General features: G+C 34.8%; 18 protein-coding genes. 8 read left to right on the top strand and 10 right to left on the bottom strand.

Annotation, left to right across the window (positions count from 1 at the left end; translation table 11 throughout):
• Window positions 1-896: 896 nt before the first annotated feature.
• Window positions 897-1,628: a lipoyl(octanoyl) transferase LipB gene (lipB, locus tag EKM03_RS08870; protein WP_126740207.1), complete on the top strand. Its 732-nt coding sequence runs from the start codon at window positions 897-899 to the stop codon at window positions 1,626-1,628.
• Window positions 1,629-1,653: 25 nt separating this feature from the next.
• Here lipB and EKM03_RS08865 read toward each other — a convergent pair whose 3' ends face one another.
• Window positions 1,654-2,313 carry a ribonuclease HII gene (locus EKM03_RS08865; protein WP_126462167.1) on the bottom strand — a complete coding sequence of 220 codons (660 nt, stop codon included), beginning with the start codon at window positions 2,311-2,313 and terminating at the stop codon, window positions 1,654-1,656.
• 199 nt (window positions 2,314-2,512) lie between these two features.
• On the opposite strand from EKM03_RS08865, the gene EKM03_RS08860 reads away from it, so the two are divergent.
• The 4 genes from EKM03_RS08860 to EKM03_RS08845 all read left to right on the top strand — a co-directional run bounded on the left by EKM03_RS08860 (window position 2,513) and on the right by EKM03_RS08845 (window position 12,489).
• On the top strand, window positions 2,513-5,617 hold the full coding sequence (locus EKM03_RS08860; RefSeq protein WP_126462036.1) for a TonB-dependent receptor: 3,105 nt from the start codon (window positions 2,513-2,515) through the stop codon (window positions 5,615-5,617).
• Between the two features lie 4 nt (window positions 5,618-5,621).
• Window positions 5,622-7,172, top strand: a complete 1,551-nt coding sequence (locus tag EKM03_RS08855) for a RagB/SusD family nutrient uptake outer membrane protein (protein WP_126462039.1) — start codon at window positions 5,622-5,624, stop codon at window positions 7,170-7,172.
• A 732-nt stretch (window positions 7,173-7,904) separates the two neighbouring features.
• Window positions 7,905-10,940: a SusC/RagA family TonB-linked outer membrane protein gene (locus EKM03_RS08850; protein ID WP_126740206.1), complete on the top strand. Its 3,036-nt coding sequence runs from the start codon at window positions 7,905-7,907 to the stop codon at window positions 10,938-10,940.
• A gap of 19 nt (window positions 10,941-10,959) precedes the next feature.
• Window positions 10,960-12,489, top strand: coding sequence for a RagB/SusD family nutrient uptake outer membrane protein (locus EKM03_RS08845; protein ID WP_158616369.1), 1,530 nt, complete (start codon window positions 10,960-10,962; stop codon window positions 12,487-12,489).
• A 523-nt stretch (window positions 12,490-13,012) separates the two neighbouring features.
• Here EKM03_RS08845 and EKM03_RS08840 read toward each other — a convergent pair.
• Entirely contained in the window at window positions 13,013-14,158 is a 1,146-nt protein-coding gene (locus tag EKM03_RS08840) for a DUF4105 domain-containing protein (RefSeq protein WP_126740204.1), read from the bottom strand.
• Between the two features lie 218 nt (window positions 14,159-14,376).
• On the bottom strand, window positions 14,377-15,363 hold the full coding sequence (locus EKM03_RS08835) for a PorV/PorQ family protein (RefSeq protein ID WP_126462170.1): 987 nt from the start codon (window positions 15,361-15,363) through the stop codon (window positions 14,377-14,379).
• A 531-nt stretch (window positions 15,364-15,894) separates the two neighbouring features.
• Here EKM03_RS08835 and EKM03_RS08830 point away from each other — a divergent pair.
• Together EKM03_RS08830 and EKM03_RS08825 are read left to right on the top strand one after the other, a co-directional pair.
• On the top strand, window positions 15,895-16,611 hold the full coding sequence (locus EKM03_RS08830) for a phosphatidylcholine/phosphatidylserine synthase (RefSeq protein ID WP_126462173.1): 717 nt from the start codon (window positions 15,895-15,897) through the stop codon (window positions 16,609-16,611).
• A 7-nt stretch (window positions 16,612-16,618) separates the two neighbouring features.
• Entirely contained in the window at window positions 16,619-17,482 is an 864-nt protein-coding gene (locus tag EKM03_RS08825; protein ID WP_126740203.1) for a glycoside hydrolase family 25 protein, read from the top strand.
• A gap of 186 nt (window positions 17,483-17,668) precedes the next feature.
• On the opposite strand, the gene EKM03_RS08820 is transcribed toward EKM03_RS08825, so the two are convergent.
• The 7 genes from EKM03_RS08820 to EKM03_RS08785 form a co-directional block, all read right to left on the bottom strand.
• Window positions 17,669-18,016 carry a DUF86 domain-containing protein gene (locus EKM03_RS08820; protein WP_126562234.1) on the bottom strand — a complete coding sequence of 116 codons (348 nt, stop codon included), beginning with the start codon at window positions 18,014-18,016 and terminating at the stop codon, window positions 17,669-17,671.
• Window positions 18,009-18,308: a nucleotidyltransferase family protein gene (locus tag EKM03_RS08815; protein WP_126562235.1), complete on the bottom strand. Its 300-nt coding sequence runs from the start codon at window positions 18,306-18,308 to the stop codon at window positions 18,009-18,011. Before EKM03_RS08815 ends, EKM03_RS08820 begins: the two co-directional genes overlap by 8 nt.
• Window positions 18,309-18,703: 395 nt before the next feature.
• Window positions 18,704-18,934, bottom strand: coding sequence for a DUF5808 domain-containing protein (locus tag EKM03_RS08805; protein ID WP_126562237.1), 231 nt, complete (start codon window positions 18,932-18,934; stop codon window positions 18,704-18,706).
• 85 nt (window positions 18,935-19,019) lie between these two features.
• Complete coding sequence (gene lptB, locus EKM03_RS08800; protein WP_126740202.1) at window positions 19,020-19,760, bottom strand: LPS export ABC transporter ATP-binding protein; 741 nt, start codon at window positions 19,758-19,760, stop codon at window positions 19,020-19,022.
• A 94-nt stretch (window positions 19,761-19,854) separates the two neighbouring features.
• A complete protein-coding gene (locus tag EKM03_RS08795; RefSeq protein WP_126453460.1) occupies window positions 19,855-20,208 on the bottom strand; it encodes a carboxymuconolactone decarboxylase family protein in 354 nt (117 codons plus the stop codon).
• Window positions 20,201-21,016, bottom strand: a complete 816-nt coding sequence (tatC, locus tag EKM03_RS08790) for a twin-arginine translocase subunit TatC (protein WP_126453463.1) — start codon at window positions 21,014-21,016, stop codon at window positions 20,201-20,203. Before tatC ends, EKM03_RS08795 begins: the two co-directional genes overlap by 8 nt.
• Entirely contained in the window at window positions 21,016-21,981 is a 966-nt protein-coding gene (locus EKM03_RS08785; protein ID WP_199740693.1) for an SIS domain-containing protein, read from the bottom strand. The genes tatC and EKM03_RS08785 overlap by 1 nt, the downstream gene beginning before the upstream one ends.
• An 85-nt stretch (window positions 21,982-22,066) precedes the next feature.
• Here EKM03_RS08785 and EKM03_RS08780 point away from each other — a divergent pair, with 85 nt between their 5' ends.
• Entirely contained in the window at window positions 22,067-24,262 is a 2,196-nt protein-coding gene (locus EKM03_RS08780) for an ATP-dependent DNA helicase RecQ (RefSeq protein WP_126555163.1), read from the top strand.
• Window positions 24,263-24,270 lie beyond the last annotated feature (8 nt).

Below are 24,270 nucleotides of genomic sequence, written 5' to 3'. Positions count from 1 at the left end.
AAGACGTTTTTCTTGATACAAATTATGTTTTTAAAGATCTGATAACCAAAAATTCCGAGACGTTTTCCAAATTACCAGCATCCGAAAAAGCCATTTTTTAAAAAATTACTACGGTAAAAGTCCATAGTAAGAAAAGTTCCTTCGAGAAAGAATTTTGCACAACAATCAGTCAAAAACTCAATACAATAGCCGAAGTTGCTGATTTATACAAAACCGAAGAATAGGCGGATGATATAGAAAATAATTACGCACTGGTTGCCGAAGAACATTATTATAGTGTGAACTATGCTTTTGATGCAAGTGTTTTTCAGGAGAATAGTAAAAACAACAAATGCAGTTGAACTAAAAAAACAAAAAGAAGAAATTGAAGGATTGAAATCCCGCTTTTTAAAATTCAAAATCAGGCAGTCTTTTGTTTTAAAATATCATTTTCCTCGAAAAATAAAATCGGTTTCAAATATAAATTCAAAAATAAGCGATGACAAAAAAGCACTGGAAATGCAATTTCTAATCACAGATTGTTTAAAAACCCGGAGAGTATAAATCTTGAAGTTGTTTTGGAATAATAATATTGGACTTAAATAATCGCCTTATGGTCAAGTCGAGCGCAGTCGAGACTCATTTGGTTAGTCTCGACTGCGCTCAACTTGACAGAAATATGAGTTAATCCTTCAATGGTTTTTTCAAATCTTGTAGGTGACTTTTTTGGCGCAATGATAAAACATCGAAATTAGTTCAAGTCCGAGACTAATTATTTTTGATTCATAATTTTATATCATACCTGCAAGGTTTGAAAAAAAACCTTATAGGAAAAAACAGTAAACTCAAAACGTTGTACCTTTGTCATTCAAAAATAAGTGAACGAAATAGGATTGCTTCGTTCCTCGCAATGACACATGAATAAAAACATCCAACTTCAAGATTTAGGAACTAAAGGTTACAAAGAAACTTGGGAATACCAAGAAGAATTGTTCAAAGAAATAGTTGACTTAAAAATTAAAAATAGGAGAGAAGAAACGAGTTTACAAACACCCAATTATTTCCTTTTTGTAGCACATCCGCATGTATATACATTAGGCAAAAGTGGTGATTTAAGTAATTTACTTTTGTCTGAAAAACAATTGGAAGCTAAAGGAGCTACTTTTTATAAAATCAATCGTGGTGGCGATATTACCTATCACGGACCTGGACAAATCGTAGGGTACCCTATTATAGACTTAGAAAATTTTTTTACGGATATTCATAAATATCTACGGTTTCTGGAGGAAGCTATTATTCTTACCCTTGAAGAATATGGAATTGTTTGTGGCAGAAGCGAAGGCGAAACCGGCGTTTGGTTAGGCGCAGGAACACCATTTGCCAGAAAAATTTGTGCAATGGGCGTTCGCGCTTCCCGTTGGGTCACTATGCACGGATTTGCTTTAAACGTAAATGCTGATTTGGGTTATTTTGACAATATTATTCCCTGTGGGATTCGCGGTAAAGCCGTAACTTCTTTGAACGTAGAACTAGGCGTATCCAAAGTGAATGAACAAGAAGTCAAAGAAAAAATCCTGAAACATTTTGCCATTCTTTTTGATGCCACTTTTGAGAAACCTGCACTCAAAAATCGTTACACGTGCCTGTAAGGCGAACTGGCGAAGCAATCTAAATTCAAAAATCAAAACAATACTGTTCCGGCAACAAACGAAATGTCATTCGGTGGTGTTTTGTAACCCCATATTTCCGAATGGCTTCCCGGTGTTCTTTGGTAGGATATCCTTTATTTTGTTTCCAATTGTACATTGGGAATTCCTCATGAATCCGATTCATATATTCATCCCGATACGTTTTTGCTAATACGGAAGCGGCGGCAATACTCATAAATTTTGAATCTCCTTTTATGATACTGGCATTCGGAATCGAATGTAGGATTTCAATTTCAGCATCGGTAAAAATCTTTCCTCCTCGATTTTTAATCCCACCCTTAGGAATCAATGGAGTATTTCCGTCTACAATAATGGATTCAGGTCTTGGATTTAGTTTTAAAATACTTTCCTGCATTGCTTTTATGGAGGCGTTCAAAATATTTATTTGGTCAATAATCAACGGTTCCAGATGGGTTACGGCAAATGAAACACATTCTTGTTCTATAATAGGTTTTAATTTTTCTCTTATTTTCTCAGACAATTGTTTGCTGTCATTTAATAACTCATTTTGGAAATGCGCAGGTAGTATTACGGCTGCTGCAGTCACGGGGCCCGCCAGACAACCCCGACCGGCCTCATCAGTTCCGGTTTCTAAATATGGCGTTAAAAAAAAAGGACTTAACATTAAATTGATTTTGACAAAAATAAGATTTTTGAAGTGATTATCCGCAGTTTGTAGTGTCATAATAACTAAATTTCATTGGTATGTTTATTTTTTGAAGAGGAATGGTGTCAAAAACACAAAGTGTTAAATTTTATAAAAGCTTGTTTATTTAAAGAATTATTAAGATTTTTGTGAAATAACTAATTCAAAACAAATTAATATGAGATCAAAATTTAAATGGATTTTTACGTTGCTGTTGGCTTTGTCAATGCAATTTGTGTTCGCACAAGAAAAGACCGTTACAGGAGTAGTGTCTGATGCTACAGGACCTATTCCTGGAGTGAATGTTATTATTAAAGGAACAAATAGAAGCACACAAACAGATTTTGATGGTAAATATTCCATTAAAGGAAGTAATGGGGAAGTTTTAGTATTTTCATTTGTTGGTATGAAAGATATGACAGCAAATATTGGAGCTTCATCCACAGTTAACATTAAAATGTTACAAGCAGATAATACCCTAGAAGAGGTTATTGTTGTAGGTTATGGTGTTCAGAAAAAGAAAGACCTTACTAGTTCTATTTCCTCAATTAGTGGAGAAGCTATAAAAGGTTTAATTACACCTAGTTTTGAAAGTCAACTAGCAGGAAGAGCTGCAGGTGTACAAGTTACTACTCAGAACGGGATTTTAGGTGTAGCGCCGAGGGTTAGAATTAGAGGTGTGGCTACCATTAATAGTGGTACTCAACCTTTGTATGTAGTGGATGGTTTACCAATTTACTCTGGAGATATTGGAGGTTCTGCTGACACCAATGGTTTGGCCGATATTAATCCTAACGATATAGAGTCTTTCGAAGTCTTGAAAGATGGTGCTGCGACTGCAATATATGGTTCTAGAGCTGCAAACGGTGTGATTTTAATTACTACTAAAAGAGGTAAAAAAGGAACAATGAAAGTTTCTTATAGTAATGTTACTGGATTTGCTTCAGCAACAAAAAGATTTGATTTACTTAAAACTGCTGATTTTCTAGTTATTAATAACGAAAAAAGATTAAATGCTGGTCAAGCGGCTTGGGCAGCTGGAAGTAATTTTGATACTGATTGGCAAAGTCAGGTTTTGAATAAAGGTGCTGTTCAAACAGATCATTCTCTATCTTTTAGTGGAGGTTCTGACAAGACTAGATATTTCATGTCTTTAGGTTACTCTACTCAAGATGGTATTGCGAAGTCAAACAGTTTAGATCGTTATTCTCTTAGGTCAAATCTAGAACATGAAGTGACGTCATGGTTAACAGCCGGAGCTAACATTGGGGTTACCAAAACTAATACTTACGGATTGAATACAGGAAGGAACTCTATTTCAGGAAATATCTTTAGTGCAATAAGACAGTTGCCTAATACTTCTCCTTTTGATGCAACAAACCCAACAGGTTTTAACCTTAATGCATCCGGAAATATTGGTCAAGGTACAAATCTTACACAAGCCACGGATAATTTATCCAATATTAGCTTTGTATTAGCAAACAACAAGTTTGAATCTAAGGTAACTAGGATTATATCCAGTGCTTTTTTATCCGCTGATATCCTTAAAGGTTTAAATTATCGTTTCCAAATTGGAGTTGATAACGCTTCAACAAACGGATTTTTATATTGGAATCCATTACATGGTGATGGACGTGGAACTAATGGACGATTAAGTAATAATAATAATACTTTAACTCGTTGGAATGTTCAAAATGTTTTGTCCTACAATAAAACATTTAGTGATGATCACAATTTATCTTTGACAGCAGTTTATGAAGCTCAAAAAGAGAGAAATGAAGGTTTTTTTGGTACTGGTACCAATATAACTGATCCATTTTTTAATGAAAATGTGGTAACAGGGGCTTTTGGTACTCAAGAATCAGGGGGTGGTGTCAGCGAAGAAGGTATTATTTCTTATATTGGAAGAGCAAGTTATAATTATAAAGAAAAATATTTTGTTCAAGGTACTATAAGACGTGATGGACTATCGAAATTTAATTCAGATATTCGCTACCAAAGTTTTCCTGGTGTTTCTGGAGGTTGGAATATTGCGAATGAAAGTTTTATGGAAAATTTTAAAAGTGTCATTTCTCAATTCAAAATCAGAGGGTCTTACTCTTTAACGGGTAACACAAATGTGGGAAGAAGTAATTATCCTTATTTGAGTACATATTCTCCTTCATTTTATGGACCAAACAATGGTATCGCATTTACAACTTTTGCAAACAGAAATTTAAAATGGGAAACAAGTACTAAAATTGATTATGGAGTAGATTTGTCTTTATTTAATAATCGTTTGACTTTAAACTTTGATTATTTCAAGAATACCTCTGAAGATGTAGTACTTCAGTTTCCGATAGATCCTTCATTAGGCGTTCCAGGAAATGCAATAGATAGAAATGCTGCAAATGTATTAAACAAAGGGTATGAATTTGGAGTAGATTATAGTGTTATAAACACTAAAGATTTCAAGTGGAATGTCAATGCAAATTTAACCTTACAGAAAAATAAAGTTTACAATTTGCCAAATAATGGTGCAGATATCATTGGTGGAAGCTCAGGAGATATAAATATTCAGCCAAATATCATTATTCGGGAAGGTGAATCATTAAACTCACTTTATGGATTTACATATTGGGGTGTAAACGCTGCAAACGGTAATCCGGTCTATTATAAAGCTGATGGTAGCTTGGTTCAAGGAAATATCGCAACAGCTAATTACAAAGTATTTAATCCAGCCGATCCCACAAATGTATCCGTTGCATCGTCTTTAACACAAGCCGATAAAAAGATTCAGGGAAATTCACTTCCTACTTATTTTGGTGGATTTAATTCTAGAATGAGCTATAAGGATTTTGATTTTAGCTTCTTGATTCGTTTCAGTGGTGGAAACAAAGTTTTTAATGGTACTAGAAGAGATTTACTTAATTTAGGTTTAAGCAACAATAGCACAGAAATCCTTGGTAGATGGCAAAGTCCAACAAATCCTGGTGACGGAGTTACGCCTAGATTAGTTGCTAACCAAAATCCATTTATTAACCAAGCAAGTAATCTAACAACTCGTTTTGTAGAAGATGCAGACTTTATTAGTTTAGATAACATAAGTTTAGGGTATTCGTTTCCAAAAATTTTAACCGAAAAAATAAGCGTTGAAGGAGTGAGATTGTCAGCTCAGGTACAAAATTTATTTTTAATAACGAAATACAAAGGATTAGATCCAGAATTAGAAACTTCTGGAGTTGATTTAAACGGTACACCAAGAGCAAGAATTTTTTCAATTGGTATTAACGTAAATTTATAAAAAAATGAAAAAATACATAAAAATAGTAACTAGTGTAATGCTAGTAATGGGATTGTTTTCTTGTTCAGATGAGAAAATATTGGAACTAACTCCTATAAATGCGGTAGCGTCTGATGTTGCATTCACAACACCTACTTTGATAACGGCTTCAATGAACGGTATGTATAACGCGGCTTCGGTTGGTATTTTTAATAATACAGCAAACAATCCGAATAGTGGTCGAGGTTATATCTGGGGTGCAGCTTTTGTTCAGCAAGGAGATAATAGAGGAGAAGATGTAATTAATTTAGCCGGATTTTATCAGTTAACATATACAGGTACATACGATGCTGGTACGGCAAACAACACCTATTATTTTGTTGATGGTTACCGATTAATTAACAGATGTAATCTAATTATTGAAGGTGTAACTGATGCTGTAAGTAAAAATGTTATTACAGCTCAGCTTGGAAATAGTTACATAGCGGAGGCAAGGTTTTTAAGAGCAATAACACATTTTGAAATGTTGAATTATTTCGCAAGGCCTTACAATTTTACTGTCGGTGCTAGTCACCCTGGTCTACCATACAGAGAGGTAGGTGTTGATACTGACGCGGAAGTAGAGAGCGAAAAAGCGCAAGGAAGAAATTCAGTAGCGGAGTGCTATGCTAAAGTTTTAGCTGATTTGAATTTTGCTGAGAGCAACCTCATTGGTACTAATAAATTTAGAGCAACAAAAGAAGCTGCTATCGCTTTTAAAACTAGAGTGTATCTGCAAAAAAGAGATTGGGATAATGTTGTAGTTGAAGGGTCGAAATTATCTGCTCTTTCTTTAGCTCCAACTCCAGCCGGTGCTTTTACGTTAGGTACGAATGTTGAAACTATTTTTTCAATTCAACATGGTGCCACAGCTGGTCAAAACCCTGGTGTCAACGGTTCACTTGCGTCAATGTATAAAAATAGAGCTTTAATTTGTATTAGTCCAATCATTTGGAGAGACGCGATGTGGTTAAATGATGATAAAAGAAGAGAGAATGGTGTGATGACAACGATCAATGCGGGTAATGTTTTAACAAACAAATATACTGATATTACAAATTCAACTGATCCCGCTCCAGTAATTCGTTTCGCAGAAGTACTTTTGAATATGGCAGAAGCTAATGCTAGAAAAACTTCGCCGGATTTAACATCAGCTTTGACACAGTTGAATAGAGTAAGAAATAGATCATTAGCTGTTCCATCTACTCAAACTTATACTACAGCAAGTTTTGCAACAGCAAAAGATTTAGTTGGTGCAATATTAAAAGAACGCAGAATAGAATTTATTTGTGAAGGAAGAAGATGGTCAGATATTCACAGATTACAAGGGGATGATTTGTTTCCAATTGATGGAATTCCTTCTAAATTAGCTAATGGTAATCCTCCTGCTGGTTCATTTACTTTGGGAACATCGTACACAGGTCCAAGAACAAATGCTGCTATCCCAGGAAGTGATTTTAGATTCTTATGGCCAATACCATTATTAGTAACAACAACTAATAAAATTTTAGCTGCTCAGCAAAATCCAGGCTGGTAATGTAGATTCATATTTTAACAAGAGAGAGCCTTCCCCAGTCATTTTGATTGTGGAAGGTTTTTTTATTTAATGATTTTTAGTATTTCAGCGTTATAAAGGTAAAAATTCATGGCTTATTTGATAAGAAAATTCATTGAGTTATACCAAACGAAAATATAATATAGAAATAGTACTAAATACGGTAGGTGATTTTAACTAAGTTAACTTATGTTTTCAAGATGAAGCTCGTTTTGGTTTGTTCACTCAAAATGAAAAATCTGTTACTGATATTAAAGTTTGACCAATTTGTCTTTTCAATAAGTTTTTAAATCAACTTTTCTGTTTGGTTTTTCTAATAGGTTGTCAAGTTTACTATGTCGAGTGTCTTGATAAAAAATCCTTGATTTTTGTGTCTTTTGAACTGTTTCAGGCATACAAGATTCAAATAGTCTCATATTTAAAGAATAGTTTCAGTTTTTGGACCTAATAATTGTTGATAATTAAATCCGCTCCAGTTTCTAAATATGGCGTTAAAAAAAAGGACTTAACATTAAATTAATTTTGACAAAAATAAGATTTTTGAAGTGATTATCCGCAGTTTGTAGTGTTATAATAACTAAATTTCATTGGTATGTTTATTTTTTGAAAAGGAATGGTGTCAAAAATATAATATGTTAAATTTTATAAAAGCTTGTTTCTTTAAGAAATTATTAAGAAATTTGTAAAATAACTAATTCAAAAAACAAATTTAATATGAGATCAAAATTCAAATGGATTTTTTCGTTGCTGTTGGCTTTGTCAATGCAATTTGTGTTCGCACAAGAGAAAACTGTTACAGGTGTAGTGTCTGATGCCACGGGATCCTTACCTGGGGCGAATGTCGTAGTCAAAGGAACTACAAGAGGAATACAAACGGATCTAGACGGGAAATATTCTATCAGAGTAAGTGCTGGAGAGGTATTAGTGTTTAGTTTTATAGGCATGGAAAATGTCTCAAGAACGGTAGGAACTGCTAATTCAATCAACGTTAGTATGATTGATGGCGGAAATACTTTAGAGGCTGTTGTTGTTCAAGGATACAGAACGGTAACAAAGAAAACAGCCGTAACTGCAGCTGCCACAGTAAACAGCGAAACAATTGAAAACCGACCAAATGCAAATGTTTTGAATACAATTCAAGGACAATTGGCAGGTGTTAATATTACCGCAAGTACAGGTCAGCCAGGAGCTAAATCTTCAGTTATTATTAGAGGAGCAGGAACAATCAATGGAAATACAGATCCTTTGTATGTAATTGACGGGTTTCCTTCAAATAGTGATAACTTTAGATCGATTAACCCAAATGATATTGCAAGCTTAGACGTTTTGAAAGATGCTGCTGCAATTTCTCAATACGGTTCTAGAGGGTCTAATGGTGTAATTGTTATTACAACAAGAAAAGGAAGTTACAGTGAACCAAAAACTACTTTTAGATATTCTTCACAATTTGGTATTAATGATTTACAAACTCCAAGATATTCTTATGCCAATTCAAAACAATTGTTGAAAATTGAGAAGAATTTCGGAGCGGGTCGTGGAGCTACGTTAACAGATGCTCAGATTAATGCGTATAATATTAATACAAATTGGGTAGATTATTTTTTTAACCAAGGGACTTCTACAAACCACAATTTTAGTATTGAGAATAATGGTAAAAACATAAATTCGTTTACTTCGGCCAGTTTCTTTGATCAAGAGGGGGTTTTAGAATCTACAGGTCTTAAAAGGTTTACAGTAAGAAATAATTTGAATGGAAAGTCAGATGATGGGAAATTTAAATTCTCTGTAAATTCAGCTTTTGGACATTCAAGAAATAATGAAGCAACGAACTTAGGAGAAGGTGCTATTAATAGAAATTATGTAACTGGGGCTTATTTAGGTGCGCCTTATGTTTCTCCTAATGAATATCAAAATTCTGCACAATTATTCAGTTTGTATCAGGCTAATGGTACATTGTTGTATACGCCACTGATGTTGGTTGATAAATTGAAAACGTATCAAAATAGTACTCAGGAAACCAGAATTGATCTGGCAACGGAGCTTTCTTATGAGTTTGTTGATGGACTAACGGGTAGAGTACGAACTTCAGGACAATTGTTGCAAAATAGATTTCATCAAGCGGAATTTCCAGGATCATTTAATGCGTTGTTGTTTTTAGCTCCTAGTCAAGTTTTTGGTGGTTTTGAGGATATCAATGAACGAAGAGAGTTTTTATTCAATAATTTGTTTATGTTGGATTATAATAAAACGTTTGGGAAACATACGTTTAATGTTTCTGCAGCGTCTGAGTACAATCATTCAAGATTAACGTCGAATAATATTAGACAAAGAGGCTTGGATCCAAAACTTTTTGTACCTAATACAGGAGCGGGTTATATTTCGGATACTTCAGCAAATGATTTCTACGTGCCTACTATTTCAGCCTCTCAATTGAGAAATGATTTGATTTCTTATTTCACAACATTTGATTATGATTTCAATAGTAGATATGGACTTGTTGCTTCCTATAGAATTGATGGAAGCAGTCGATTTATTGAAGAAAATCAATTTAATAATTTCTGGTCTTTAGGTGGTAGATGGAATATAGATGAAGAAGAGTTCATGCAATCATTAGATTTTATTAATGTTTTGAAACTTAGAGGATCAATAGGAACTTCTGGAAATCAGAGAATTGTAGATGGTACTATTTTCGCAGGAATAAATCCTCCCGCATTTGCAGATATTTATCCAGGTTCAAATAACGCTTACAATAATGGTACTGGATATAATCTTAACCTTGGTTTTCCTGCGTTGAAATGGGAAACTACTGAACAGTATAACGTAGGTGTTGATTTTGAACTATTAAGAGGCAGAATTAGAGGGTCTTTTGATTATTATAATAAAAAAACAATTGACTTATTTATAAGTGAACCATTAGTGCCTTCAACAGGAGCAACATCGCTTACGAAAAATTCAGATGCTTTTATTGTTAACAAAGGATTTGAATTAAGTATTGGATATGATGTTGTTAGAACCAATGACTTACGATTAACAGTTCGTGCTAACGGATCTAGTAATGACAATAGCGTTGGTGGAATTATAGCAAATAATGGAAGAATTATTACGGGGAATTTGATTACTCAGAACGGAGGTAGCATCAGAGAACCTTTTGTGTATCATTATTTAGGAGTTAATCCAGTAAATGGTAATTTATTATTTCAAGACATAAATGGTAACCCAACAGAAACTCCAGTAGCAGCTGACAGAAAGCCATTAGGTAAAAACAATGTTCCAAAGTATCAAGGTGGTTTTGGGTTTGATTTTGACTATAAAGGGTTCTTCGTGTCATCAACTTTTACTTTTGCTCAAGATGTTGTGCGTTATGATTTCGATTTATCTAACTTGTACAGTCCAGGTAATATTGGTACATTTAATGTAACGGATGATTTGTTGAACGCTTGGACAACGACGAATACAGCTACTGATGTTCCTTCTTTAAGAGCTGGAAATATTTCGGCTCAAAATCTTTCAGATCGATTTATCAAAGATGCTTCTTATGTTAGGCTTAGAAATGCTCAAATCGGATACAGAGTGCCAAAAATATTTTTAGCTAAAACATTCTTGACTGATCTCTCTTTCACTTTGCAAGGTGAAAACTTATTTAACATCACACAATGGCAAGGTTTTGATCCTGAAAGTTCAAGAGCTAGTGATGTATACCAATACCCAACTGCCAGACAATTTACTTTTGGGGTAGATTTGAAATTTTAATTTATAAAATCTTATGAAAATGAAAAAAATATTTATTTTATCAATATTAGCGGGTACTCTTTTTGTATCGTGCAATAATGATTTATTAGACCCTTTTACTCCGGGATCGCTAACAGAAGAAGTTGCGTTCACTAGTTCTACGGATTTACAAAGGTTGATGAACTCCACTTATGGTTTATTAACCAACAGAGAGGATATTATTTTTAGTTCTGTTTTTACTGATGAAGTTGGTATTGGATTTGCTAACGGAGGTCAGGGAATTAATGATGATTATGTTTTCTTTTTGAACGTAAGTTCTGCATCACCTTCTAATATCTGGACCGCTTCTTATTTCACTCTTTCAAGAGCTAATCGTGTAATTGTATTTGCGGATCAATTATTGGCAACTACAACTGATGCAGCTGAAAAAGCAAATTTGAACAGGCTTAAAGCAGAAGCTTTAACGGTAAGAGCACTATCTCACATGAAGTTGCTTTCTTATTTTTCTCCGGATCTTAAGAGCAACGATGCGTTGGCTGCAGTTTTAATTACCAGAGTAGTTACTTCAGCTGAACCGGGGATGCAAAGATCTACAAATGGTGTTTTTTATGCGTCTATTCATAGTGACCTAGATGCTGCTTTGGTGTTGTTTAATGCCGCCACTTCAAGTCCGTACTCAGGAGCTACTGCGAAATTATATGCAGGTAAGAATTTAGTAAAAGCGTTAAAATCTAGAGCATTTGTTCTAAAAGGCGATTATACTAATGCTGAAATTTGGGCTAATGATGTGATCAGTACATCAGGTCTAGTGTTAGCGGATGTCTCTAATTACAACAGTGTTTTTCACACGGATTCAGAACCAGCCAATGTAGAAGTAATTTTTAGACTGAAAAGAACATTGCAACAATCTTCTCAAGCAGCTAACCTTGGTAATGGTTATGCCTCTGTAAATCCTACGAAGGATGGTTCTCCATTCTATGAAATAGGTAGATCGTTGTACAATGCTTTAAGTACAACCGACATAAGAAGATCAACTATAGTGCACCCAACATCAGTTCCAGATGCTAATTATGCAACTTCTACTGATTATAGAAACACGGATGTATTAGTTTTAGCTAAACATCCAGGTAGTTCTACAGTAGGGAATTTAAATAGTGATTTTAAAATCGTTAGATTATCTGAGATGTATTTTATCAAGGCCGAAGCAAGAGTGGCTGCGGGCGATTTAGCAGGTGCTGCTTCAGCAATAAAATCTATTTTAGATAAACGTTATTCTACTGCACAAACTTTACCAGTATATGCTAATGCTACGGCAGCTTGGAAAGCTATTTTAGATCAAAGAAGACTAGAATTCGCTTTTGAAGGATACCGTTTCATAGATTTAAAAAGAATAGGTGTTTTAGCAGGTGCAGGTATCAATAGAGATCCTGCGGACTATAGTTCAAGTTCAGCGAACTATCCGGCTGGAAATCCATCTAATTTACCATTGACTAGTCCTAAATTTGCATTGCCAATTCCTCAGGTTGAGTTGAATGCAAACCCTACTATTCAACAAAATGCAGGATATTAATTAAATTAATATTCCCTATAGAAACCGGCTTTATGCCGGTTTTTTTATGTCTTTTGGTTTTCTTGACGTTTGATTTTTATCTCTTTTTATAGGATGATTTAGTTGCGATTTCTGTAATATCAAGAAAAACCAGTGTACATTAGGTGCTATTATTAAAACCCGTACAATTATCCCACACAAAAGCATTCCTTTGGGAACTTCCAAGAAATACAAACGATCAGGCATTCGGTACAAATGACAATAAAGGATTCGTTTTTTGTCAAAAAGGAATATTTATAAAAATATTTGAACGAATATTGCATCAACTGAACAGCTGAGTTCACTAACTCTATTTTCTGTTAGTAGCCAAAATAGTAACGTTAAAGGCGCATTGAGCCTAAACTATTCTTTTAAGGTACTTTTGTTTTCATATTTATTTCAGTGACGAATAGTATGATTTTTTAATTTTAGTAAACTAGAGGTTTGGCAGTTAAAAAAAATTAATATTTGTTTAGAGTAATTCAAGTATGCGTAAATGAGAGTATTACAGAAGTGTAGGGATTCTTTTTTTATTTTGAATGGCCAGTGCCAGTCGCACTAAAATAATTCCGCTGGTTACCATTAAGGGTAAAACTATTACTAAATGTGCTTTGTTGATTATAAAAAAGAAATAGAGTACAACGGAGAATAGATTAAATAAAACCAAATTATAGATCCCTCTTTGGCTCTTTTTCCAATAAAAATACAATAATCCTAATAAGGTTGGGTTAAACAACAAAATATTGTAGTTGTAACCCAGCTCAAGATGATCTGAATAAAACCCAACAAACGTAAAGAATAGTCCTATTGTTGCCATCAGGATAAGGTACAACAAATTGATACCCATTTTGTTTATAAAAACGATCAGAGCAAGCAGTAAAAAATAGGTATACGGATTGTTCCACCAAGAAAAGGGAACTTCATTTTTGAATTCGATTATGGTTTTGTTTTCCGGTGCCAGCGGACGGTTTTGAAAAAAAACTTTTTTTAGGCTTTTTTGCAATTCAAAGGGAAGAAATAATTGCGTGCCTAATTGATCTACTTTTTTTCCAAAAATGATACTTGTTCCTAACTTTTCATAGAAATGACCGTCAAAATACGGATACAAAATAGTTCTGTAGGTGAGGTCAGTATCAGCATTTTTTACAATAGCGGTTGTGTCTAGTGTTTTGTTGATAATGGCAACAACCATAGAGGTGCAGTTTTTATCGATAAACTTATAGGTGTAATAACTTTCTCCTGATGCTAAGGATGTATTGAGGTTGTCAAACAGTTTTTGTTTTAAATGTTTAGGAATATTCAGCTCCTGCTCATAAACAGATCTTCTTTCGTACTGATATTGATTGATGAAATCTGGATAGGAATTTGCTACAGCAAAATACTGTAGGTCTCCTTTTATAAATTTCATCACGAAATTAGGGGTGTTAAAATCAAAAGCTCCATAATTATATACCACATCAATTGCATTTATTGTATCCTGAACGCGAATTGCCGTGTGGCCAAAAAGAGAATACGATTCATTGCCTGTTCCACAGGTTAGTACACTGACCTTCGTGTTTTTTGATAATTGGATGTTTTGTCCAAAACTACACGGTGCCGTTAAAAATAAAAACAGGAAGAAAATTATTTTTTTGAAAGAAGAGGTTTGCATTCGTTAGCTTTTAAAGGGTAATAGGGCGCTTATGTATTTAAAAAATAAATTTGCGTCCGCATTGATTGTATTTGTTTTCCAAAGATACTCAAAGAAACAAAAATGAAGCAGAAAGTTTGGTGGTTAAAATCAGAATTCATGTTTTCTAACGTATCGTGAACTTTTAAAAAATGGAATCATAATCCACAGCATTATTTGATTATAAAGGTTCTGTTAAATTAATTTCGGAACATTCCCAAATCTACTTTCACCGAAAAAATATTTGAGTATAAAGCGGTACTTTGATTTCCTAAATCGGTCAATGCATAGTCAATCTGAATGCCTTTGTATTTAAATCCCAAGCCAATATTAGGTTGGAAACCTACTCTTTCCGTCTGATCTAATTGCTGTACATTCTGAAAATTACCCACTCCGGCACGAACGAAGACCAAATCAGTGTAGCCAAATTCCAGTCCTAAAGCGGGATCAATACTTATAAAATTAGTTGCAATTAAATCATTGGTTCTGGCAAAGCGCATATTCACATTGGCTGCAGCCTGAATGCTGTAATCATACCGAATGATGAACCTTTTAGCAAGTCCCAATTGTGCTTTTGGGGCAGTAATTTCAGTGCTTTCCGGTAATTCTTGGTTTTCTTCAGGAATGGCACCAGCAATTTTTTTATACTCGTCTTCGTCAATATTCCACACGTTATACGTCGTTGTAATGTCGCGGAGCATTAGCCCAAATTGCCAGTTGTTTTTTTCGAATTGGATTCCAGCATCAAAACCAAATCCCCAAGAATTAGCAAATTTCCCGATGATTCGGCGAATCACTTTAGCGCTTATACCATATTGAAATCCGGGAACGGGTAGTTTTCTGGCATAGGAAAAGGTAAATCCATAATCAGCCGTAGAGAAAAGACTGATCCGGTTGTAGTCAATATTACCCTGACTATCGATTAATTCAGTGGTGTTTAATATATCATCAACTCCAAAACGTATTAATGAAATGCCCCAAGCACTGTGATCATCAATTGGGCTGGCGTAGGCCAAGTAATCGTATTGGGCAATATTTGCAAAATAATTAGCATGCATTACTGAAACCTGATGGTCTTCCAGATGAATCAAGCCAGCGGGATTCCAATATCCTGAATTGACATCTCTGGTTGAAGCCACGACAGTATTTGACATGCCCAATGCAGCCGCATCAACCCCGATATTCATGAATTCATTGGAGTATTTTCTAACCGCTTGGCCATACGTGAGGGTGCTTGCCAAGAGGATTGCTACTAAAAAGCTTTTTTTTAAGGGCATCATTTTTACGAACTAAAAGTCTGTTTAATTTTTATCAAAAATATAATTTTTTACTGAGGATATTTCATTTTGCTGTTGAATTTAGTATTGCGGATCAATTTAGTGTGGATTAGTCCTGAATTTATTGGATCTTCTAGTTCCTTGAGCTGAAAAATTTATGGGTAACAATGGTCGTAAAGAATTAAACTAACACGCGGATAGTACTTGAAAAGTTTGTTTTTATTCATTTTTTTAGAATCATAGTAAATTACAAAAGGAAGAATACCTTTTTTACAGCTGTAGTTTGAATTATTTGTACATAATTTAGAAATGGCTCTTTCAGAGTTTTGAGTCCTTAAAAAGCTACTTGGCTGTAGCGGTTTAAATCTCTATTACAAAACGTACTTTTCATTCACTTATTATGTTAAATTTGCCATCTTTGTGTACTTAAACTTTATTATGATGACTATTAAAAAGCATATCCCGAATTTAATTACGTTACTGAATCTTTTTTGTGGGTGCATTGCGCTGGTATTTGCTTTTAATAAAGATTTTGAAATGGCCTTTTATTTTGTTTGTCTGGGTATATTTTTGGACTTTTTTGATGGTTTTTTTGCCCGATTATTCAGGGTGTCAAGTCCGCTTGGCTTGCAGTTGGATTCTTTGGCAGATATGGTGACCAGCGGAGTTGTTCCGGGTTTAGTGATGTATCAAATGATGATTAGTCATGCAACAACAGCACCAGCAGGTTATTTGCAGTTTTTCCCTTATTTGGGTTTTGTAATTGCGTTGGGCTCTTGTTATCGTTTGGCTAATTTTAATATCGATACCCGTCAAACAGATTCTTTTATTGGTTTGCCAACGCCTGCCAATGCACTGTTTATTCTGAGTCTGCCGTTGGTTTTGAAATATACCGATTCTATATTTATTGTTGAACTATTGACCAACCCATGGTTTTTATTAGTGCTAACCGTATTGAGCGCCTTTATGCTAAATGCGGAAATTCCGTTATTTTCTCTGAAAATCAAGAAGTTCAGTTTCAAAGAAAACACCCTTCAAATTGTCTTTTTGATCTGTGCTTTTCTATTGTTGGTTTTCTTTCGCTATTTAGGAATTCCATTACTGATACTGTTTTATGTTTTACTGTCGGTTTTGAATAATAAAGTAGTCAAAAAGTAATTTTTGAATGAGAAAACAAACCGTACGAAGAAAAACTACCCTTGTCCGTAAACATAAGAAGAAAGCAACTGTTTTCTCCGGAAAGTTTTTACGCTATTCTATTGGTACTCTTTTAGTAGCACTGATGGCTGCTGTTGGATATCATTATAGAGATGGTTTAGCGTATTATTTTAGTTTTAAATCGGATAAAATTCTACAAGAAGAAACTGAAGCCAAGCGCATTTCTGATGTTCGAAATTTTCAGGTTTTAGAAAAGCACGAAGGAAAAAGTATCGGTTTAGATGTTTCAGAATACCAAGGTAAAATCAGATGGACTTATGTGGATACTTTAGAAAATAAATATCCACTACATTTTGTGTTTATTCGCGCTACGGTTGGGAAAGACCGGAAAGACCGAAATTTTGAGCGGAACTGGCTGGGTGCCAAAGAAAATAAAATGATTAGAGGCGCCTATCATTATTATCGTCCTAACGAAAATTCAATTGAACAAGCCCAACTTTTTATCAAAACCGTCACCCTTCAAAAGGGAGATTTACCGCCTGTTTTGGATATTGAAAAATTACCTAAAAACCAGTCGATTGAAAATCTTAAATTAGGCTTGAAAAGGTGGTTAAATGCTGTAGAATCCCATTACGGAGTAAAGCCTATTATTTATACCGGCGAGCGCTATTACGATGATTTTTTGAAAGAGGAATTCGGCGATTATCTTTTTTGGATAGCCAATTATAATTTTTACAGGGAGGAAATAGCCAAAGACTGGTTGTTTTGGCAATTTACGGAGAAAGCTTCTGTTCCAGGAATAAATGGCAATGTAGATGTCAATATTTACAATGGAGATTTGGAGCAGTTGCGGTATATTACCGTGGAGTAGTTTTTTTTTAATGAGAAGTGGTCAGTGAGAAGTGAGAAGTGAGCAGTGTTCAGTATTCAGTAGTCAGTGAGCAGTAGTTAATAAGCAGTGTTCAGTGAATAGTGAAAAATAAATTAGTGAAAGGTTTTAGCTTCTGATTTGCAACTCTTACGATTTTAGAGTAAAATAAGTTATTGAATTTTTACTTTAGTTATTTTTCAATACTGTATCTATTTCGATTTTTAATTTTGGTAAGTGATTGGTAAGTATAGCCCAAATAGTTTCATCGGATATGTTATCGTAGGCATGAATTACTTGGTTTCTTAATCCAACGATTGCGGTTGCATCAGTAATTTTGGAAGTAAAAGAACTGTCAGTTTTTAATATGCTGTTTATTGCTTCTCCTATAATTTCAAGATTCCGTTCTACGGCTCTTTTTCTCATTATGTTTTTTCTGTATTCAAAAAAATCCATCTTTTCATCTATAAAATAACTGTTTATTTCATCAATAGACACTTGGACATCATAAAGCCGTTTTAGGATTTTTTTATCCATAAATTAATTGTTTGTTTTCTTCAATAGAACTAATTAAGTAGGGGTTTTTTAAAGTTTGTTCTTCTACTAAATCAATTTCTCTTTGCAGTAAATGTTTAAGTTTAGTTTTAAGATCAATGTAGTTTAAGAAGTATAATTTAAGGTCAAAAGATTTAAATTTCACTAAGAAATCAATGTCACTTTTTTCATTAAAAGAAGAAGTTGTTGCAGAACCAAAAAGATATAACTTTTCTACATTATGTGTTTCACATAAATTTTTAATTGTTTCTTTATTTAGGCTTATTAGATTCATATATCAAAGATATAGATTTTTTCTTATATGTTGTGAGTTTCTGAAAAGGTCGCAGGTCAAACGCATTAAAATTGAACCACATAGAAGCATAGAATTTAATTTAATTTTTGATTTAAATCTGTTACGAACAGTCGAAATTTAGGTGACATAGAAAAAAAGCCACTGCTTTTTTTTCTATTGTGAACTCTTATCACCATCAATTTTTTTTTTCACAGGAATAAATACTATGCTTCTATGTGGTTTGACTTAAATTTATTTTAATGCGTCTGATTGGAGGTTGTTTTAGCAATTCACTGAAAAGGCATCAGTTCCGGGGATAAAAGGGAATGTCGATTTTAATATTTATAGTGGAGATTTGCAACAGTTGCGCTATATTGCTGTGGAATAAATTATTGCTATTTTAGGATAGAAAAGGTCACAAAGGCAAAAAATAATAGGGCTCCAATCAAAAAAAGTACTGATTTAGGATTGGCAAAATTTATTGTGTTGCCCATCCAAGCATTTTTTTTAGGGGGTAAAATACGTTTATCTCCTTTGTTGTAATAAAACACTCCCCAAATCCAGTTGTCGGGATCTTTACTCCATTTCTCTAATGTCTCTTGACTTGGGTTGTCTTGATCTACCATTTTTGTGAATTTTAGGTTTAAATAAAAAATTATGAAATAGTAATTTTATAACCAAGCTTCTGATCACTTAAGAATTGATCACTTTTTAAAATTCCAATTTTTTCTTTCTCAACTCGAAATTTTGCCCCAGATACACGCGACGTACCATTTCATCCTCAACTAATTCTTCTGGAATTCCGGCTTTAAGGATGCCACCTTCAAACATTAGGTAGGTTTTATCAGTGATGGCTAAGGTTTCCTGAACGTTGTGATCTGTAATAAGAATTCCGATATTTTTATTTTTTAATTGCGCCACAATTCGCTGAATGTCTTCAACGGCAACAGGATCGACACCGGCAAATGGTTCATCTAATAAAATGAATTTTGGATCTGTAGCCAGACAACGGGCTATTTCAGTTCTGCGGCGTTCACCGCCGGAAAGTAAATCCCCACGATTGGTTCTAATGTGTTCTAAACTAAACTCATCAATTAAACTTTCCATTTTTGTTTCTTGTTCCGCTTTGGATAATTTTGTCAATTGCAAAACACTTAATATATTGTCTTCGATGCTTAGTTTTCTAAAAACGGAAGCTTCTTGAGCTAAATAACCAATTCCCTGCTGTGCTCTTTTATACATCGGGTAATCTGTGATGTTCAAATCATCTAGGAATATATTTCCGGAATTGGGTTTTACTAATCCCACAATCATGTAAAATGAAGTTGTCTTTCCGGCACCGTTAGGCCCCAAGAGTCCAACGATTTCGCCTTGATTTACCTCTACCGAAATGCCTTTGACAACACTGCGTCCTTTGTAGGTTTTGATTAGATTTTCGGCTCGTAATTTCATTTTTTTTGGTTTAATCGTTTAACGCATCAATAGTTTAATTGTTCAATCGTCAAATAAACGAATAAACAATTAAACGATAGAACTTCTTAACAAATTATTTTGTTGCGGTTTCCTCCAGTGCTTCCCAGAACTCATAAGCCCTGCGCAAATGGGGCACAACAATAGTTCCGCCAACAAGTGTAGCAATTCCCATCGCCTCCATCATTTCTTCTTTGGTGACACCTTCTTTGAAGCTCGTCTCCAAATGGTATTTTACGCAATCATCGCAGCGTAAAACAGCCGAAGCAACAAGGCCTAAAAGCTCTTTTGTTTTTACATCCAAAGCGCCTGGAGCATACGCATTGGTATCCAAATTAAAAATTCGCTTTACAATTTTATTATTGTCTGCCAATAATTTTTCGTTCATTTTCGAACGGTACTCGTTGAATTCATTTATGATATCAGCCATTTACTTTTTTTTGATTTTTTACAACTATTTTCGATATTAAGATACTTGCTTCATAGATTAACAACATCGGGATGGTTACAATTATTTGACTCACCACATCCGGAGGCGTTACAATTGCCGCTACTATAAGGATGATGACTACGGCATATTTCCAATATTTCCTCAAAAATTCAGGGGTTACCAAGCCTAATTTAGTCAGGAAATAGATAATTATTGGTAATTCAAAAAATAATCCGCAAGCGATAACACTGGTTTTTACCATCCCAATGTAGGAATCAACGCTAAACTGATTTTTTACTACATCACTTATGGTAAATGTAGCAAAAAAGTTCATCGACATGGGGACAATTACGAAATAACCAAAAAGGACACCCATGAAAAAGAGCAAGGAGGAGGTGATCACAAAAAGCTTTGCGTGTTTTTTTTCGGTTTCATACAATGCTGGGCTTATAAATTTCCAGATTTCCCATAATACAAAAGGAAATCCCAATATAAAACCGGCGGTGATACAGGTCCAGATCAATACATTGATCTGTCCTTCCATATTGGTGTTTTGAATGATAAAAGCCATTTCGGTTACGCAAATACTATCAGCAAAACCTAAATAATGTGATAAATCACAAAAAGCACGGTAGGTAATAAAATTTGGATTGGTTGGTCCAAAGATGATAACGTCAAAAATATAGTCACTGATAAAAAATGTAACAGTGGCCAGGATTAATATAGCCACAGTACTTCGAACTAATAACCATCTTAATTCTTCAAGATGATCTAAAAAGGACATTTCGTTTAAGTTTTTCTTTGCCATTATAGTATTCCTTCTTTTAAAATGTCGTGTATATGTAAAACTCCTTTGTATTCGCCATGATCAACCACTACTAATTGGGTGATAGAAAAATCTTCCATTATGTTGAATGCCTCAACTACCATAGCTTCCGAAGAAGTCATTTTTGGGTTTTTTGTCATAATATCTTTTGCGGTTAAATCAGTGAAATTATCTCGTTCATTGAGCATTCTTCTTATATCTCCGTCCGTAATGATTCCGATTACCTTATGCTGATCTACAACTGCAGTGACGCCAAGACGCTTTTCTGAAATTTCGAAAATAACTTTCTTGATTGAAGCATCCGGAGTAACCATCGGTTTGAGACTGTGCTCTAACATATCTTTCACTTTGAGCAATAATTTTTTTCCTAATGCGCCCCCAGGATGGTAGACTGCAAAATCTTCCGGTTTGAAATCGCGCATTTCCATCAGGCAAACCGCAAGTGCATCCCCCATGACAAGTTGTGCGGTAGTGCTGTTTGTAGGCGCAAGATTGTTTGGACAGGCTTCGGAGGTGACGGTAGTATTCAATACAAAATCAGATCCTTTGGCAAGAAAAGAGGACGTATTTCCAGTAATGGCAATCAAGGTATTGCCAAAACGCTTCAATAACGGAACCAGTACTTTTATCTCCGGACTGTTGCCGCTTTTCGAAATACAAATAATCACATCGTCATTTTGTATCATTCCTAAATCACCATGAATGGCTTCGGAGGCATGAAGAAACAACGACGGAGTTCCGGTAGAGTTAAAAGTAGCCACCATTTTTTGGGCAATAATAGCGCTTTTTCCTATCCCTGTTACTACTAGTCTTCCGGCAGTATTATAGATGCTTTGTGTGGCACTAATAAAGTTTTCATCCAGAAAATCAGCGAGTTTTGCAATGGATTGGCTTTCCGATAAAATAGTTTTTTTGGCACTGGCCAATATATTTTCTGTAGTTATCAAAACTGAATAATTAAAATTTGTGTGTGTAAAAGAAATTTGTACCTTTAGATGATGCAAATTTATACAAAATACCACATAATAAAGAATGAATTCAAACGAAATTGAAATACACAAAGAATTAAAGAAATATTTTGGCTTCAGCCAATTTAAGGGGTTGCAAGAACAAGTCATAAAAAGTCTGTTGAATAAGCAGAACACTTTTGTGATAATGCCAACTGGTGGGGGAAAATCACTTTGCTACCAGCTGCCAGCTTTAATTCAGGAAGGAACTGCAATAGTAGTATCGCCTTTAATCGCTTTGATGAAAAATCAAGTTGATGCCATTCGAAGTTTATCCTCAGAAAACGGGATTGCTCATGTTTTAAATTCCTCCCTGACCAAAACTGAAATTGCGCAAGTAAAAAAGGATATTACCTCTGGATTGACTAAGCTTTTGTACGTTGCGCCAGAATCGTTGACAAAGGAAGAATATGTCAATTTTCTAAAAACCGTACCCATTTCTTTCGTAGCCATAGATGAGGCTCATTGTATCTCAGAGTGGGGACATGATTTTAGACCAGAATACCGGAACCTGAAACACATCATAAAACAACTGGGTGATTTATCTATTATAGGACTAACGGCTACTGCTACTCCTAAAGTACAGGAAGACATTCTCAAAAACTTGGATATGTGTGATGCTACCACTTTTAAGGCATCCTTCAATAGACCCAATTTGTATTATGAAGTCCGTACTAAAACAAAAAATATTGAATCGGATATTATTCGGTTCATCAAACAGCATAAAGGCAAATCGGGTATTATTTATTGCCTGAGCCGTAAAAAAGTCGAGGCTATTGCCGAGGTGTTGCAAGTCAACGGGATAAGTGCCGTGCCATATCATGCGGGATTAGATGCTAAAACCCGTGCCAAACATCAGGACATGTTCCTTATGGAGGATGTCGATGTCGTAGTGGCCACCATCGCTTTTGGGATGGGAATAGACAAGCCGGATGTGCGTTTTGTAATTCACCATGATATTCCTAAATCATTAGAAAGCTACTATCAGGAAACAGGACGTGCCGGTCGAGATGGTGGTGAAGGCCATTGCTTGGCATATTACTCCTATAAAGATGTCGAGAAATTAGAAAAATTTATGTCCGGGAAACCCGTTGCAGAACAGGAAATTGGATTTGCTTTATTACAGGAGGTTGTGGCTTACGCCGAAACTTCGATGTCCAGAAGAAAGTTTCTGTTGCATTACTTTGGAGAAGAATTTGACGATGTCACGGGCGAAGGAGCAGATATGGATGACAACGTTAGAAATCCAAAAACAAAAACAGAAGCTAAAGCGGAAGTAGTACAACTGCTGGAAGTGGTGCGTGATACCAAACATTTATACAAATCAAAAGAAGTTGTTTTTACCTTGATTGGTCGTGTCAATGCAGTGATCAAGGCGCATAGAACGGATGCGCAGTCTTTTTTTGGATGCGGTTCAAAACACGATGAAAAATATTGGATGGCCTTGCTGCGACAGGTTTTGGTAGCTGGCTATTTATCAAAAGATATAGAAACCTATGGCATTGTCAAAATTACCGGCAAAGGACTGGATTTTATAAAAAAACCAAAATCCTTTATGATGTCGGAAGATCATCAATACAATGAGTCAGTCGATGAGGCTATTGTAACCGCATCAAAATCTACCGGAGTTGCAGATGAAGTTCTGATGGGTATGTTGCGGGATTTACGTAAAAAAGTAGCCAAAAAAGTTGGCGTTCCACCATTTGTGGTTTTTCAGGATCCATCACTAGAAGATATGGCTTTGAAATATCCGGTTTCTCAAGAAGAATTGATTAATATTCATGGGGTTGGAGAAGGGAAAGCCAAAAAATATGGAAAGGAATTTCTGGAATTAATCAGCCGCTATGTTGTAGAAAATGACATTACGCGTCCGGAAGATCTTGTCGTAAAATCGACAGGAGTCAATTCAGTAAATAAACTCTATATCATTCAGAATATTGACAGAAAATTATCGCTCGATGATATTGCTTCCGCAAAAGGGATTAAGATGGATGTTTTAATAAAAGAGATGGAACAAATTGTGTATTCCGGTACCAAGCTGAACATAAAATATTGGATTGACGACATGCTTGACGATGAACAACAAGAAGAAATTCACGAGTATTTCATGGAATCCGAATCGGATAATATTGAAGCAGCGCTCAAGGAATTTGACGGTGAATATGATCTTTGTGAATTGCGTCTGATGCGAATAAAATTCATTAGCGAAGTGGCGAATTAAAATAATTT

Source organism: Flavobacterium sp. GSP6 (assembly GCF_003984855.1).
GTDB lineage: Bacteria > Bacteroidota > Bacteroidia > Flavobacteriales > Flavobacteriaceae > Flavobacterium.
Note: the sequence above shows the minus strand (reverse complement) of the source record. Positions and strands in the feature narration are given on the sequence as shown.